The sequence below is a fragment of the Streptomyces sp. NPDC006193 genome, from assembly GCF_040613915.1.
GTDB lineage: Bacteria > Actinomycetota > Actinomycetes > Streptomycetales > Streptomycetaceae > Streptomyces.
Map to the genome: position 1 here is coordinate 123414 of NZ_JBEXTB010000007.1, position 13687 is coordinate 137100.

Here is a 13687-nt window from a genome sequence, read left to right on the forward strand (position 1 = left end):
TACGCCGCCCGGCCGGTCGCGCGCCGCGCGTGGACATAGACTGGTGCGCTGCCCGCCCGCCCCCTGCCCGAGAGGCCCGATCCCGCCCATGAAGCTCGTCTTCGCCGGCACCCCCGAGGTCGCCGTCCCCGCTCTGGACGCCCTGCTCGCCTCCGGGCGGCACGAGGTGGCCGCCGTCGTCACCCGGCCCGACGCGCCGGCCGGGCGCGGGCGCAGGCTGGTCGCGTCGCCCGTGGCCGAACGGGCGGAGGAGGCCGGTATCGAGGTGCTCAAGCCGCTGAAGCCCCGGGACCCGGAGTTCCTGGAGCGGCTGAAGGAGATCGCGCCGGACTGCTGCCCCGTGGTCGCCTACGGCGCGCTGCTGCCGAAGGCCGCCCTGGACGTCCCCGCCCACGGCTGGGTGAACCTGCACTTCTCGCTGCTGCCCGCCTGGCGCGGCGCGGCGCCCGTGCAGCACGCCGTCATGGCGGGCGACGAGATCACCGGGGCGTCCACCTTCCTCATCGAGGAAGGACTCGACTCCGGGCCCGTCTACGGCACCGTGACCGAGCGCATCCGGCCCACCGACACCAGCGGCGACCTGCTCACCCGGCTCGCCCTCGCGGGCGCCGGGCTGCTCGCCGCGACCATGGACGGCATCGAGGACGGCACCCTGAAGGCCGTGCCGCAGCCCGCCGAGGGCGTCACCCTCGCACCGAAGATCACCGTCGAGGACGCCCGGCTGGACTGGACGGCGCCCGCGCTGCGCGTCGACCGGGTGGTGCGCGGCTGCACCCCCGCGCCCGGCGCCTGGACCACCTTCCGCGGTGAGCGGCTCAAGCTCGTCCAGGTCAAGCCGGTGCCCGAGCGGACCGATCTGGCGCCGGGCCGGCTCGCGGTGGGCAAGAACAGCGTGCACGCGGGCACCGGTTCGCACGCCGTCGAGCTGCTCTGGGTGCAGGCCCAGGGCAAGAAGCCCATGCGCGCGGCCGACTGGGCGCGCGGGGTGCGCATCGCGGAGGGCGAGAGCCTCGGCGGCTGAACCCCGGACGCCGGGGGCGGGGGTGCGCCGACGCGCCCCCGGCAGCGGGGGGCGGGGGCGCCCCGACGTAGGCTGGAGGCGCATTTCCCTCTTCCCACCCGGAGCACCTTTTCCGTGAGCGAGCAGTCCCGGCGGCCCCGCAGGCCCGCCAAGCCCCACCGCCGTCCCCAGAAGGACCCCGTCCGCATCCTGGCCTTCGAGGCGCTGCGCGCGGTGGACGAACGGGACGCGTACGCCAACCTCGTGCTGCCCCCGCTGCTGAGGAAGGCGCGCGAGAAGGGCGGCTTCGACGCCCGGGACGCCGCCCTGGCCACCGAGCTGGTGTACGGCACGCTGCGCCGGCAGGGCACGTACGACGCCGTGATCGCGGCCTGCGTCGACCGGCCGCTGCGCGAGGTGGACCCGCCCGTCCTGGACGTGCTGAGCCTGGGCGCGCACCAGTTGCTCGGCACGCGGATCCCGGCGCACGCCGCCGTCTCCGCCTCCGTGGAGCTGGCGCGGGCGGTGCTCGGCGACGGGCGGGCCAAGTTCGTCAACGCCGTCCTGCGCAGGGTCGCCCAGGACGACCTGCAGGGCTGGATCGAGAAGGTCGCGCCCCCGTACGACGAGGATCCCGAGGACCACCTGGCCGTCGTGCACTCGCACCCGCGCTGGGTCGTCTCCGCGCTCTGGGACTCCCTGGGCGGCGGCCGGGACGGCATCGAGGAGCTGCTGGCGGCGGACAACGAGCGGCCGGAGGTGACGCTCGTCGCCCGGCCGGGACGGGCCACCACCGAGGAACTCCTGCGGGAGGGCGCGGCCGTCCCCGGGCGCTGGTCGCCGTACGCCGTGCGGCTCGCCGAGGGCGGTGAGCCCGGCGCGGTGGACGCCGTGCGCGAGGGGCGCGCGGGCGTGCAGGACGAGGGCAGCCAGCTGGTCGCCCTCGCGCTGGCGAACGCACCGCTCGACGGGCCCGACGAGAAGTGGCTCGACGGGTGCGCCGGGCCGGGCGGCAAGGCCGCGCTGCTGGCCGCGCTCGCCGCGGAGCGCGGGGCCGCGCTGCTCGCCTCGGAGAAGCAGCCGCACCGGGCGGGCCTGGTGGCGAAGGCGCTGCACGGCAACCCCGGGCCGTACCAGGTCGTCGCCGCCGACGGGACCCGGCCGCCGTGGCGGCCGGCCAGCTTCGACCGGGTGCTGGTCGACGTGCCCTGCACCGGTCTCGGCGCCCTGCGCCGGCGCCCCGAGGCCCGCTGGCGCAGACGCCCGGAGGACCTCGACGCGTTCGCGCCGCTGCAGCGCGGGCTGCTGCGCACGGCGCTGGACTCGGTCCGGGTCGGCGGGGTCGTCGGCTACGCCACCTGCTCGCCGCATCTCGCCGAGACCCGGGCGGTCGTCGCCGACGTGCTGAAGCAGACCCCGGAGGCCGAACTCATCGACGCCCGGCCGCTGCTGCCCGGTGTCCCCGCGCTCGGCGAGGGGCCGGACGTGCAGCTGTGGCCGCATCTGCACGGCACGGACGCGATGTACCTGGCCCTGATCCGGCGTACCGGCTGACGGCGCCGCTGCGTTCACGGATGTCCACAGGCGGTCACAGGTCGTCGTACCAGTACGATGAGCGGTCCTGCCTGTGGACGGCGGCGAACATCAGTGCCCCGGGCATGGCAGGCTTGGGTCATGGCCGTGCAGATCAATCCCAGCATCCTGTCCGCCGACTTCGCCCGCCTGGCGGAGGAGGCCAAGGCGGTCCAGGGCGCCGACTGGCTCCATGTCGACGTCATGGACAACCACTTCGTCCCGAACCTGACGCTCGGCGTGCCGGTGGTGGAGTCCCTGGCCCGTGCGACGGACACCCCGCTGGACTGCCATCTGATGATCGAGGACCCCGACCGCTGGGCGCCCCAGTACGTCGAGGCGGGAGCCTCCTCCGTCACCTTCCACGTGGAGGCCGCGGCCGCGCCCGTGCGGCTCGCGCGGGAGATCCGGGCCAAGGGCGCCCGCGCGTCCATGGCGCTCAAGCCCGCCACGCCGATCGAGCCGTTCGAGGACCTGCTGCCGGAACTCGACATGCTGCTGATCATGACGGTGGAGCCGGGCTTCGGCGGCCAGGCGTTCCTCGACATCATGCTGCCGAAGATCCGCCGCACCCGGGAGCTGATCGGCAAGCACGGTCTGCAGCTGTGGCTGCAGGTCGACGGCGGTGTCTCGGCCTCGACGATCGAGCGGTGCGCGGACGCGGGCGCGGACGTGTTCGTGGCCGGCTCGGCCGTCTACGGGGCACAGGACCCCGCACAGGCCGTGCAGGCCCTGCGCGCCCGGGCGGAGGCGGCGACCGCCAACGCGTCCTGGGCGTGCGACCACTGAGCCACGGCCAGATGAACGCTTGAGAGAACGCCGCCCATCAGGGCGGATCAGCAACGCCGGATCTGCAAGGATGAACGGCGAATCCAGAGTGTGAACAGCAGTGAGGAGATCGCCGTGTCGGGTATGTCGGCGGGCCGGTCAGCCATGCGGATGGGACCCGCTGAGCTGGTGCAGGCGGCGGCCATGGCCCGCCGCTTCTACCTCGAGGGCAAGTCCAAGATCCAGATCGCCGAGGAGTTCGGCGTCAGCCGCTTCAAGGTGGCCCGTGTCCTGGAGACGGCCCTCGAACGGGATCTCGTGCGCATCGAGATCCGCGTGCCGGCCGAGCTGGACGCCGAGCGCTCCGACGCGCTCCGCGCCCGTTACGGCCTGAGGCACGCCGTCGTGGTCGAGTCCCCGGCCGAGGCCGAGGAGACCCCCGACCCCGAGAACCTCGGCGAGGTCGCCGCCGACCTGCTCGGCGAACTCGTCAACGAGGGGGACGTGCTCGGGCTGGCCTGGGGCCGGTCCACCATCCACATGGCGGCGGCGCTCGACCGGCTCCCGCCGTGCACGGTGGTGCAGCTGACGGGCGTGTACGACGCCGGGACCGCCGAGCGCGGCTCGGTGGAGGCCGTCCGCCGGGCCGCCCAGGTGTCCGGCGGGGACGCCCACCCCATCTACGCGCCGATGCTGCTGCCGGACGAGGCCACCGCGGCGGCGCTGCGCAACCAGACCGGGATCGCCCGGGCCTTCGAGTACTTCGACAAGGTCACGGTCGCCTGCGTCTCCATCGGCTCCTGGGAGCCGGGCATCTCGACCGTGCACGACATGCTCAGCGACGAGGAGCGCGCGCACTACGCCTCGCTCGGCGTCGCCGCCGAGATGTCCGCGCACCTCTTCGACGCCGAGGGGCGCCGGGTCGGGCGGGACCTGGGGGAGCGGTGCATCACGGTCAAGGCCGACCAGCTGCGCCGTGTCCCGGAGGTGGTGGCGATCGCGGGCGGACAGCGCAAGGCGGCCGCGATCGACGCGGTGCTGCGCTCCGGCCTGGTCACCAGCCTGGTGACCGACACCTCGGCCGCCGACTACCTGCTGACGGCCGGGCCGGCGCCCAGGCCGGCGCTCAACCGCGCGGACCCCGACGGGCACTGACCGCGGGCGCGGGGGAGACGAGCCGGGCCGGCCGTGGCAGCATCGGCGCATGCTGCGGTTCGCCCCCCGCGCTCTCGCGGGCCTGCTGGTCTGTCTCTGCGTCCTGCTGACGGGGTGCTCGCCGGACCCGGGCGCCGGCACGGGCACCACGGCGGCGCCGGGCGCGTCCGCCCCCGCATGGGCCCGGGACACGGGCACCGTCGAGGCGTCCCGGCTCCCCGCCGAGGCCCGGCGGACCCTCGCCCGCATCGACCGGGGCGGCCCCTTCCCGTACGCCCGGGACGGGGCCGTCTTCGGCAACGCCGAGCGGCGTCTGCCCGCGCACCCGCGCGGCTACTACCACGAGTACACGGTGCCCACCCCGGGCTCGCCCGACCGCGGGGCCCGGCGTCTGGTGACCGGGCGGGGCGGGGAGGTCTACTACACCGATGACCACTACAGGACGTTCCGGGCGGTGCTGAGATGAGCGACGACCTGGCCGGCCGCTTCGTGGTCGCCCTGGACCTCGACGGGGTCACGGACAAGGCCGGCCTGATGGACCGCGCCGCCCGGGCCCTGGCGCTGCCCGACTGGTTCGGCCGCAACTGGGACGCGCTGGCCGACTCGCTCGCCGACGTCACGGTCTGGCCCGAGGCGGCCGGCGGCAGGGGGCTCCTGATCGTCGTCCGCGGCTGGCAGGCGTACGCGGCGGCGCGGCCGGCGGAGTGGGAGACCGCTCAGGAGGTGTTCGCCCACGCCGTGGCGCTGGCGCCGTCGCTCACCGTCGCGCTCGCCCTCGGAGGTTCCTCCTAGGCGCCCCGCGGCCGGGCTGGACGTTCTGTGAGGGCATGGCAGGGGTTCCCCCATGGGAGAATGAAGTACGTGCTCTTTCCCCCTGACGCATCCGTCGGGGGGTCGCCTCTGATCGACTGGGATGTGCAGCACGTGCGTTTCCTCAATGACATCCGGCCCGCCTACGACCTGACGTACGACGACGTGTTCATGGTGCCGAGCCGCTCCGCGGTCGGCTCGCGTCAGGGCGTGGACCTCGCCTCCCCGGACGGCACGGGCACCACCATCCCGCTCGTCGTCGCCAACATGACCGCCGTCGCCGGCCGCCGCATGGCCGAGACGGTGGCGCGCCGGGGCGGCCTGGTGGTCGTCCCGCAGGACATCCCGATCGACGTCGTCACCGACGTCGTCTCCTGGGTGAAGAACCGCCATCTGGTGCTGGACACCCCGATCGTGCTGGCCCCGCACCAGACCGTCGCCGACGCCCTCGCGCTGCTGCCCAAGCGGGCCCACAACGCCGGCGTGGTCGTGGACGAGAACCACCGGCCGGTCGGCGTCGTCACCGACGCCGACCTGTCCGGCGTCGACCGCTTCACCCAGCTGGAAGTGGTCATGTCCAGGGACCTGCTGCTCCTGGACGCGGACATCGACCCCCGCGAGGCCTTCAACACCCTGGACCACCACAACCGCCGCTACGCCCCCGCCGTCGACGAGGACGGCAGGCTGGCCGGCATCCTCACCCGCAAGGGCGCCCTGCGCGCCACGCTGTACACCCCGGCCGTGGACGCGCACGGCAGGCTGCGGATCGCCGCCGCCGTCGGCATCAACGGCGACGTGGCGGGCAAGGCCAAGCAGCTGCTCGACGCGGGTGTGGACACGCTCGTCATCGACACCGCGCACGGCCACCAGGAGTCGATGATCAACGCCGTCCGGGTGGTGCGCGCGCTCGACCCCCGCGTGCCGGTCGTCGCGGGCAACATCGTCTCCGCCGAGGGCGTCAGGGACCTCGTCGACGCCGGCGCGGACATCGTCAAGGTCGGTGTCGGTCCGGGCGCCATGTGCACCACGCGGATGATGACCGGGGTGGGCCGGCCGCAGTTCTCCGCGGTGCTGGAGTGCGCCGCCGAGGCGAGGAAGCACGGCAAGCACGTGTGGGCCGACGGCGGTGTCCGGCACCCGCGCGATGTCGCCATGGCGCTCGCGGCCGGCGCGTCCAACGTGATGATCGGCTCCTGGTTCGCGGGCACCTACGAGTCCCCCGGAGACCTCCAGCAGGACGCGGACGGCCGCCTCTACAAGGAGTCGTACGGCATGGCCTCCGCGCGCGCCGTGCGCAACCGCACGGCCGAGGAATCGGCGTACGACCGCGCCCGCAAGGCGCTGTTCGAGGAGGGCATCTCCACCTCCCGCATGTTCCTCGACCCGGCCCGGCCGGGCGTCGAGGACCTGATCGACTCGATCGTCGCGGGCGTCCGCTCCTCCTGCACGTACGCCGGCGCCGGCTCGCTGGCGGAGTTCGCCGAGAAGGCCATCGTCGGCATCCAGAGCGCGGCCGGCTACGCCGAGGGCAAGCCGCTGCACGCCAGCTGGAACTGACCTCGCCGGCCGGCCTCGGCAGCCCCTTCGACGGCCCCCGTCCCTCCCGCGTCCAGGGAGCGCCGGGGGCCGTCGCCGTACCCGCCGCCGCCCTCGGCCCCGCTCACCGTCCGCCCCGTGCGGGCGTCGCGTCGCAGCGGACCGGCGCCTCCCCGGCCGCCCCGCGGGCGCCCCCTGCCCCCGCCCTGCGTGCTGCTCGCCGCGGACCCCCGCGGGGGGCCGGCCGGGGGACCGTGCAACGGTCGAAAGCCCGCGTGCAACGATTTGGCATTCCGGGCCGATGAACGCAATGATCATGCGGGCATGCGCAAGGTTGCTGCATTACGCCCGTGAAGCCGCGCCTCGTAGGGTGCTGCGCTGTACGTGGTGTGGCGGCGGCCCCGCTCGGTGGGTTCCCGCCCTCGCGGGCTCCCTCCGGTCCCCCCTCCACGAGGGCCGGCGACCTTGCCGGCCCGCCCAGCGATCCCCCGGCAGCGAAAAGGAGCCAGCGCGTGCTCGACCAAGGCGCACCCCCGCAGAACCCGATACCGGCCGCCCCCGCGTCCCCGGGCGTCGCCGCGCGCCTGATGCGCCGCAAGCCCGTGGAACACCTGGTCGCCGAGGGCGGCCAGGGTGAGGGAGGGCAGCTGCGGCGCTCGCTCGGACTGTGGCAGCTGACCATGATCAGCATTGGGGCCACCCTCGGCACCGGTATCTTCGTCGTCCTCGGCGACGCCGTCCCGGAGGCCGGTCCCGCCATCACCCTGGCCTTCGTGATCGCCGGACTCACGGCGCTGTTCTCGGCCCTGTCCTACGCCGAGCTGGCGGGCAGCATCCCGGTCGCCGGTTCCTCGTACTCGTACGCATACGCAACGATGGGCGAGCTGGTCGCCTGGGTCTGCGGCTGGTGCCTGGTGCTGGAGTACGGCGTGTCGGTGGCCGCGGTCGCCGTCGGCTGGGGCGAGTACCTCAACGAGCTGCTCGACGGCACCATCGGTGTCACCGTCCCGGACGTCGTGTCCTCCGCCCCCGGCGAGGGCGGTGTCATCAACCTCCCGGCCCTGATCGTCGTCCTCCTGGCGATGGTGTTCCTGCTCGGCGGCGCCCGGGAGTCCGCCCGCGCCAACACGATCATGGTCTGTGTGAAGATCGCCGCCCTGGTCCTGTTCTGCGCGGTCGGCTTCATGGGCTTCAAGTCCGGCAACTACCGCGACTTCATGCCGCTCGGCATGAGCGGGGTCAGCGCCGCCGGCGCCACGCTGTTCTTCTCGTACATCGGCTTCGACGCCGCCTCCACGGCCGGCGAGGAGGCGAAGGACCCCAAGCGGGACCTGCCCCGGGCGATCATGCTGTCGCTGATCATCGTGACGGCGCTGTACGTGCTGGTCGCGGGCGTCGCCGTCGGCGCCTGGAACTGGAAGAAGTTCGACGGCTCCGAGGCCTCCCTCGCGGCGATCATGAACGATGTCAGCGGCCAGACGTTCTGGGGCACCCTGCTCGCGCTCGGCGCGGTCATCTCCATCGCGAGCGTGGTGCTCACCGTGCTCTACGGCCAGACCCGCATCCTCTTCGCGATGTCCCGCGACGGCCTGGTGCCCAAGGCGCTGGGCAGGGTCCACGGCAAGACCGGCGTCCCCCGCCTCAACACGGTCCTCGTGTCCCTCTTCTGCGGTGTGCTCGCCGCCCTCATCCCGCTGGGCAAGCTCGTCGACGCCACCAGCATCGGCACGCTGTTCGCCTTCGGGCTGGTCAACATCGCGGTGGTGGTCCTGCGGTACAGGCGGCCGGAGCTGGAGCGCACCTTCAGGGTGCCGTTCGGACCGGTCCTGCCGGTGCTGGGCTTCCTGTTCTGCGCGTACAACATGTTCAGCCTGGACACCGTCACCTGGGTGGTCTTCGGATGCTGGATGGCCCTCGGGCTCGTGTTCTACTTCCTGTACGGCTATCGCCGTTCCCGTCTCGCGGCCGACGAGGACCTCGCGGTGACGGCAGAGAAGTGACCGAACCGAAGAAGTGAACCACCCCCAGTGCTGAACGATCTCGACGAACGCATCGTGCACGCCCTCGCCGAGGACGCCCGCCGCTCCTACGCGGACATCGGGCAGATGGTCGGCCTGTCCGCGCCCGCCGTGAAACGGCGCGTGGACCGGCTGCGCGCCACCGGCGCCATCACCGGCTTCACCGTCCGGGTGGACCCGGCGGCGCTCGGCTGGGAGACCGAGGGATACATCGAGATCTACTGCCGCAGCAACACCTCCCCGGAGACCATCCAGCGGGGCCTGGAGCGGTACCAGGAGGTCGTGGCCGCGTCGACCGTCACCGGCGACGCGGACGCGGTCGCCCAGGTCTTCGCCTCCGACATGCGCCACTTCGAGCGGGTCCTGGAGCGCATCGCCGGGGAGCCGTTCGTGGAGCGGACCAAGTCGGTCCTGGTGCTCTCCCCGCTGCTGCGGCGCTTCTCGTCCGGGGCCCCGGGCTAGGGGGTTGCGTCGGGATCACCCCGGCACCGCAGGGGCCGGCACGCACGGTTCCGTCCGGATCGGCCCGCCGGGCGCGCGGGCGTGCGCATCGGGCGCGCACCCCCGGGGGCGTGCCCGCCGGTGCCCGTCACCCGGAACCGGTACAGCGTGCCGCTCCGACCGGGAAGGACGGCCCGGGTCTGTGCGCTCGCGCGCGTGCGGCCCGGGCCGCACGGTGTCCGGCGCAAGGCCGGCGCGTACACCGGGAAACCGCGGCGGCCGGTGAGGACCAGCTCCCGGCCCGGCCGCGACGGCGGCCCGGAAGCCGGGGACGGTGGGGCCCGCTGCGAGCGGGCGCGGACCGGCGGCGGACCGGCCGGCGCAGCCCACCGGCCGGGCGTGGCGCGCCGCCGCCGGCATCGTCCAGGACCCGGCCGACGGCCCACCGGGCTGCGTCCGCCCACGCGTCGCTCCGCCTGGAGATGTGCCCCGCGGACGCCCGGCGCGCCCCGGCGCGGCCTGCCGGGGCCGGCCTGGACCGGACCGGTGTGCCCCGCCGCCTCCCGGCCAGCGGCAGGCCCCCTGCCGGGCTCGCGCAGCCGCTGCGCGAGTCGCACCCGTCCCCTTCGGCCCGGCGTGCGGCGGTACCGCACCGCTCCCGGGCGCCGGCTGTGACCGCCGGCCGGACGGGATCCACCCGCCGCCCTGCTCACGCGCAACGAATCGCCGCCACGAGCCCTTTCCGCGCAACGAACAGCGCACCGGCGCGCAACGGCTCCTTCTTGTCCGGCCGAGCCCGCCGACCGTACCGTCTATGGCGACCCCTGAACCCCCCGTACCGGTGAGGATCCCGCATGCGCACCGCCCTGCTCCAGAGCTCCGGCCGCCCCGGCTCGGTCGCCGAGAACCTCAAGGTCCTCGACGAGGCCGCGGGCCGGGCCGCCGCCGGGGGCGCGGGACTGCTGGCGGTGCCGGAGATGTTCCTCACCGGATACGCGATCGGCGACGACATCGCCCGGCTCGCCGAGCCCGCCGACGGCGACTCCGCCGACGCGGTCGCCGAGATCGCCACCCGGCACGGCCTGGCGATCGCCTACGGCTACCCCGAGCGCGACGGCGAGACGGTGTTCAACTCCGCCCAGCTGATCTCCGCCGACGGCACCCGGCTCGCGAACTACCGCAAGACCCACCTCTTCGGCTGCTTCGAGCGCGACCACTTCGCACCCGGCGGACAGCAGGTCGTCCAGGCCGAGCTGAACGGCCTCACCGTGGGTCTGCTCATCTGCTACGACGTCGAGTTCCCGGAGAACGTCCGCGCCCACGCCCTGGCCGGCACCGACCTGCTGGTCGTCCCGACCGCGCAGATGCACCCGTTCCAGTTCGTCGCCGAGTCGATGATCCCGGTGCGCGCCTTCGAGAACCAGATGTACGTCGCCTACGTCAACCGGGTCGGCCGTGAGGGGGAGTTCGAGTTCGTCGGGCTCTCCGTCCTCGCCGGTCCCGACGGCGTCGCCCGGACCCGCGCCGGCCGCGGCGAGCAGCTCGTCGCCGCCGACGCCGACCCCGCCTTCCTGGCCGCCTCCCGCGAGGCCAACCCGTACCTGCTGGACCGCCGCCCCGGTCTGTACGGGTCCCTCGTCTGAGCGGCCGCGGCGCCTCCCCTCCGTTCCACCTCGCAAGGAGTCCGTACCCCATGACGTCCACGGTGCCCAACGCCGTCGAGCACACCGACGAGCAGCAGCCGCCGATCACCATGTTCGGCCCGGACTTCCCGTACGCCTACGACGACTTCCTCGCCCACCCGGCGGGCCTCGGCCAGGTGCCCGCCACCGAGCACGGCACCGAGGTCGCGATCATCGGCGGCGGTCTGTCCGGCATCGTCGCCGCCTACGAGCTGATGAAGATGGGCCTCAAGCCCGTCGTCTACGAGGCCGACCAGATCGGCGGCCGGCTGCGCACCGTCGGCTTCGAGGGCTGCGACGAGTCGCTGACCGCCGAGATGGGCGCGATGCGCTTCCCGCCGTCCTCCACGGCGCTGCAGCACTACATCGACCTGGTCGGCCTGGAGACCAAGCCGTTCCCGAACCCCCTCGCGGAGGCGACCCCGTCGACCGTGGTCGACCTCAAGGGCGAGTCGCACTACGCCGAGACCATCGACGACCTGCCCCAGGTGTACCGGGACGTCGCCGACGCCTGGAACAGGTGCCTGGAAGAGGGCGCCGACTTCTCCGACATGAACCGCGCCATGCGCGAGCGGGACGTCAAGCGCATCCGCGAGATCTGGTCCAGGCTGGTCGAGAAGCTCGACAACCAGACCTTCTACGGCTTCCTCTGCGACTCCGAGGCCTTCGCCTCCTTCCGGCACCGCGAGATCTTCGGCCAGGTCGGCTTCGGCACCGGCGGCTGGGACACCGACTTCCCCAACTCCATCCTGGAGATCCTGCGCGTCGTCTACACCGAGGCCGACGACCACCACCGCGGCATCGTCGGCGGCTCGCAGCAGCTGCCGCTGCGCCTGTGGGAGCGCGAGCCGGAGAAGATCGTCCACTGGCCGTACGGCACCTCGCTGAAGTCGCTGCACGTGGACGGGCAGCCCCGCCCGGCCGTGACCCGGCTGCACCGCACCGCGGGCAACCGGATCACCGTGACGGACGCGAACGGCGACATCCGCACCTTCAAGGCGGCGATCTTCACCGCCCAGTCCTGGATGCTGCTCTCCAAGATCGACTGCGACGACTCGCTGTTCCCGATCGACCACTGGACCGCCATCGAGCGCACCCACTACATGGAGTCCAGCAAGCTGTTCGTGCCCGTGGACCGGCCGTTCTGGCTGGACAAGGACGAGGAGACCGGCCGGGACGTCATGTCGATGACGCTCACCGACCGCATGACCCGCGGCACCTACCTCCTCGACGACGGGCCGGACAAGCCCGCCGTGATCTGCCTGTCGTACACCTGGTGCGACGACAGCCTGAAGTGGCTGCCGCTGTCCGCGAACGAGCGGATGGAGGTCATGCTGAAGTCGCTCGGCGAGATCTACCCGAAGGTCGACATCCGCAAGCACATCATCGGCAGCCCCGTCACGGTCTCCTGGGAGAACGAGCCCTACTTCATGGGCGCGTTCAAGGCCAACCTGCCCGGCCACTACCGCTACCAGCGGCGCCTGTTCACCCACTTCATGCAGGACCGGCTGCCCGAGGACAAGCGCGGCATCTTCCTCGCCGGCGACGACATCTCCTGGACGGCCGGCTGGGCCGAGGGCGCCGTCCAGACGGCGCTGAACGCGGTGTGGGGCGTCATGCACCACTTCGGCGGCACCACCGACCCGTCCAACCCGGGCCCGGGCGACGTCTACGACGAGATCGCGCCGGTGGAGCTCCCCGAGGACTGACCGGCCGCGGGACCAGGGCGCGGGCGGCCCGCCTCAGATGCCGGCCGCCCGCGCCTTCTCCCACACCTCGGCGGCGACGTCCTTCAGCTCCTCCGCGTCCCGTGCGCCGCCCTGGAGATCGACGAGGATCTCCTCCAGGCCGATCCCGGCGTACTCCACCAGGTCCGCCACGATCTGGTCCACGCTGCCCTGGAAGGGCGCGCGGCCGGCGCCCTCGTACGGCGTGGCCCGGTGCACGGCGTTCACCCGCAGCACCGTCCGGATCGGCCGGGTGCGGCCGCGCTCCTCGGCGAGCTCCCGCAGCCGCCGCCACTGGGCGGCGACCTGCCCGGCGTTGATGCTGGTCGGCAGCCAGCCGTCGGCGTGGTCGACCAGCCGCCGCATGGCCCTGCCGTTGCGCGCGGCCAGCAGGACGGGGATCGGCCGGGCGGGCTTGGGGCCCACGGCGGCGGAGGCGATCCTCGTCAGCCGCCCGTCGTGGACGACCGGGTCCGGTCCCCACACCGCCCGGCAGACCTGGATGACCTCGTCCAGCGCGGCGCCGCGCTCCGCGTACGGCCGGACGCCCGAGGCCGCGTACTCGTCGAGGGACCAGCCGGTGCTGAAACCCGCGATCACCCGGCCCCCGCTGGCCGCGTCCAGGGAGGCGAGCGCCTTGGCGAGCTGGAACGGCAGGTGCAGCGGCGCCACCAAGACGCTGGAGCCGAGCTCCGCCCGTTCGGTGGCCGCCGCGGCCAGGGTGAGGGTGACCAGCGGGTCCGCCACGTTCCGGTACTGGTCGGGCCAGGGCAGGCCCTCGATGCCGTACAGGCCCTGGGTGGCGGGCTCGGGGAACAGGGCCCGTTCGAAGACCCACAGGCTGTCGTAACCGATGCGTTCGGCGGCGCGTGCCACGTCGGGCACGTCCCTGCCGATCGCGAACTGCCGCATCTGGGGAAGACCGAGACCGAGCCGGACCGTCATGCCACTGCTCCTCCGCCGTCGGGTGTCTTGGCG

General features: G+C 73.5%; 12 protein-coding genes. 11 read left to right on the forward strand and 1 reads right to left on the reverse strand.

Features of this window, described 5'->3' with window-relative positions:
- Window positions 1-88: 88 nt before the first annotated feature.
- The 11 genes from fmt (at window position 89) to ABZ261_RS10595 (ending at window position 12691) form a co-directional block, all read left to right on the forward strand.
- Window positions 89-1021 carry a methionyl-tRNA formyltransferase gene (fmt, locus tag ABZ261_RS10545; protein WP_356857445.1) on the forward strand — a complete coding sequence of 311 codons (933 nt, stop codon included), beginning with the start codon at window positions 89-91 and terminating at the stop codon, window positions 1019-1021.
- A gap of 114 nt (window positions 1022-1135) precedes the next feature.
- Entirely contained in the window at window positions 1136-2554 is a 1419-nt protein-coding gene (locus tag ABZ261_RS10550) for a transcription antitermination factor NusB (RefSeq protein ID WP_356857447.1), read from the forward strand.
- A gap of 120 nt (window positions 2555-2674) precedes the next feature.
- Entirely contained in the window at window positions 2675-3361 is a 687-nt protein-coding gene (rpe, locus tag ABZ261_RS10555) for a ribulose-phosphate 3-epimerase (protein ID WP_356857449.1), read from the forward strand.
- 90 nt (window positions 3362-3451) lie between these two features.
- Window positions 3452-4495 carry a sugar-binding domain-containing protein gene (locus ABZ261_RS10560; protein ID WP_356857451.1) on the forward strand — a complete coding sequence of 348 codons (1044 nt, stop codon included), beginning with the start codon at window positions 3452-3454 and terminating at the stop codon, window positions 4493-4495.
- Window positions 4496-4544: 49 nt separating this feature from the next.
- Entirely contained in the window at window positions 4545-4961 is a 417-nt protein-coding gene (locus tag ABZ261_RS10565) for a ribonuclease domain-containing protein (protein WP_356857453.1), read from the forward strand.
- Window positions 4958-5287, forward strand: coding sequence for a barstar family protein (locus ABZ261_RS10570; protein WP_356857455.1), 330 nt, complete (start codon window positions 4958-4960; stop codon window positions 5285-5287). Before ABZ261_RS10565 ends, ABZ261_RS10570 begins: the two co-directional genes overlap by 4 nt.
- 132 nt (window positions 5288-5419) lie before the next feature.
- Entirely contained in the window at window positions 5420-6862 is a 1443-nt protein-coding gene (locus ABZ261_RS10575) for a GuaB1 family IMP dehydrogenase-related protein (RefSeq protein WP_356857457.1), read from the forward strand.
- 491 nt (window positions 6863-7353) lie between these two features.
- On the forward strand, window positions 7354-8841 hold the full coding sequence (locus ABZ261_RS10580) for an amino acid permease (protein ID WP_356857459.1): 1488 nt from the start codon (window positions 7354-7356) through the stop codon (window positions 8839-8841).
- Window positions 8842-8868: 27 nt separating this feature from the next.
- Window positions 8869-9321: an Lrp/AsnC family transcriptional regulator gene (locus ABZ261_RS10585; protein WP_356857461.1), complete on the forward strand. Its 453-nt coding sequence runs from the start codon at window positions 8869-8871 to the stop codon at window positions 9319-9321.
- An 833-nt stretch (window positions 9322-10154) separates the two neighbouring features.
- Window positions 10155-10943, forward strand: a complete 789-nt coding sequence (locus ABZ261_RS10590; RefSeq protein ID WP_356857463.1) for a carbon-nitrogen hydrolase family protein — start codon at window positions 10155-10157, stop codon at window positions 10941-10943.
- A 50-nt stretch (window positions 10944-10993) separates the two neighbouring features.
- Entirely contained in the window at window positions 10994-12691 is a 1698-nt protein-coding gene (locus ABZ261_RS10595; RefSeq protein ID WP_356857465.1) for an NAD(P)/FAD-dependent oxidoreductase, read from the forward strand.
- Window positions 12692-12724: 33 nt separating this feature from the next.
- Here the strand turns inward: ABZ261_RS10595 and ABZ261_RS10600 are convergent, their stop codons facing one another.
- Complete coding sequence (locus ABZ261_RS10600) at window positions 12725-13654, reverse strand: LLM class F420-dependent oxidoreductase (RefSeq protein WP_356857467.1); 930 nt, start codon at window positions 13652-13654, stop codon at window positions 12725-12727.
- Window positions 13655-13687: the final 33 nt, after the last annotated feature.

What these genes read in the sequence shown, in the direction of transcription:
- fmt (WP_356857445.1), top strand. Translation starts at nt 89, where the DNA reads ATGAAGCTCGTCTTCGCCGGCACCCCCGAGGTCGCCGTCCCCGCTCTG.
- ABZ261_RS10595 (WP_356857465.1), top strand. Translation starts at nt 10,994, where the DNA reads ATGACGTCCACGGTGCCCAACGCCGTCGAGCACACCGACGAGCAGCAG.
- rpe (WP_356857449.1), top strand. Translation starts at nt 2,675, where the DNA reads ATGGCCGTGCAGATCAATCCCAGCATCCTGTCCGCCGACTTCGCCCGC.
- ABZ261_RS10600 (WP_356857467.1), bottom strand. Translation starts at nt 13,654, where the DNA reads ATGACGGTCCGGCTCGGTCTCGGTCTTCCCCAGATGCGGCAGTTCGCG.
- ABZ261_RS10565 (WP_356857453.1), top strand. Translation starts at nt 4,545, where the DNA reads ATGCTGCGGTTCGCCCCCCGCGCTCTCGCGGGCCTGCTGGTCTGTCTC.
- ABZ261_RS10570 (WP_356857455.1), top strand. Translation starts at nt 4,958, where the DNA reads ATGAGCGACGACCTGGCCGGCCGCTTCGTGGTCGCCCTGGACCTCGAC.
- ABZ261_RS10590 (WP_356857463.1), top strand. Translation starts at nt 10,155, where the DNA reads ATGCGCACCGCCCTGCTCCAGAGCTCCGGCCGCCCCGGCTCGGTCGCC.